The 1505-nt window shown below is 41.1% G+C and carries 1 protein-coding gene; it reads right to left on the minus strand.

Features of this window, described 5'->3' with window-relative positions; translation table 11 throughout:
* Positions 1-179 precede the first annotated feature (179 nt).
* Positions 180-1421, minus strand: a complete 1242-nt coding sequence (locus H8704_RS14005) for an IS256 family transposase (RefSeq protein ID WP_249298673.1) — start codon at positions 1419-1421, stop codon at positions 180-182.
* Between the last annotated feature and the right edge of the window lie 84 nt (positions 1422-1505).

Here is a 1505-nt window from a genome sequence, read left to right on the forward strand (position 1 = left end):
GAGACTATGAGAAAAAGTCTGTAAATAAGATTCTTCTATGATAATGAAAGGCAAAAAATTCTTTGTCAGAGCTTTTTGCCCTTTAGTTATATATAACAGTTGAAAAATGACATGTCAAGAGCAGGCGGAGTTTCCGCCTGTCTTGGTTTACAATGTAATGTACTATTTCAGCAAATGTACTATTCCGGTAATCGTCCTTCATACATAATACTCAATTCGCCGTAGACCTGCCCCCAATTCCGGATTCTTGTTGTCCACTTTTTCGTTGCTTCAAACGTAGCCAGATACAGGGCTTTCAGCAGGGCTGTATCGCTCGGAAATACGCTTCTCTGACGGTTCAGTTTGCGGTAGGTGGAATTCAGGGATTCAATCGCGTTGGTCGTATAAATGACCTTTCTGACGGTTGTTGAGAACTTGAAAATCGGGGATATGGCATCCCAGTTTTCTTTCCAGCGTTTCATAGAATTCGGATATTTCGGCGTCCATTTTTCTGTTACATGATCTAATGCAGCCAGTGCTTTCTTCTCATCAGCAGCCTGATAGATGGTTTTTAGATCCGTTGCAAAAGATTTTCTATCTTTATCTGGAACATATTTCAGGGTGTTTCTTACCTGATGCACGATACAGCGCTGATACTCTGTTTTAGGGAAAGCTGTAGCGATTGCTTCCTTGATGCCGGTCAGTCCATCGGCGCATATGATCAAAACATCTTTTACCCCTCGATTTTTCAGTTCATTCATGACAGAAAGCCAATATTTCGCGCTTTCGTTATCTCCAATATTGATCGTCAGGACTTCCTTTTTTCCTTCGGTATTAATCCCAAGAATGACATATGCAGCAAGTTTACGGATCACGCCGTTATCCCGCACAGAATAATGTATCGCATCAATATACAGGATTGGATACACCTCATCCAGTGGCCGGTTCTGCCAGTCCTCAATCTGCGGAAGGATCTTATCTGTCACATCTGAAATAAAACTTTCTGATGTCTCAAATCCATAGATATCCTCAATGGTTTCTGAGATCTGGCGTGTAGTCATGCCTTTTGCATACATTGAGATGATCTTTTGGTCAATATCAGAAATATCCTTCTGACGCTTCTTTACCACCTGTGGTTCAAAAGTCGATTTACGATCCTGCGGCACCTCGATCTTCATGGAACCATATCGGCTGTTGACCTGCTTAGTCTTATAACCATTCCGGTAATCGTCATTGTCTGACCGCTCTGATTTTTCGTAACCGAGATGGTCATCCATTTCAGCCTCCATCATTTCCTTTATCGTGCCACCTAAAAGGTCTTTTAGAGCATCCTGGATGTCTTCTGCAGACTGGATATCATACTCTTCAAGAAGCTGATGAATAATGTTTCTCTTTCCCTCTGTCATTTGTACTCGATGTACAGGTTTCTTTTGTCTTGCCATAATAAAAGGCCCTCCTAATGATATTTATTTTATCATAGAAGAACCTTCTAATCATTATTTTACAGAAAAAGTATCACACTCTCG

It is taken from the genome of Jutongia huaianensis (assembly GCF_014384985.1).
Lineage (GTDB): Bacteria > Bacillota > Clostridia > Lachnospirales > Lachnospiraceae > Jutongia > Jutongia huaianensis.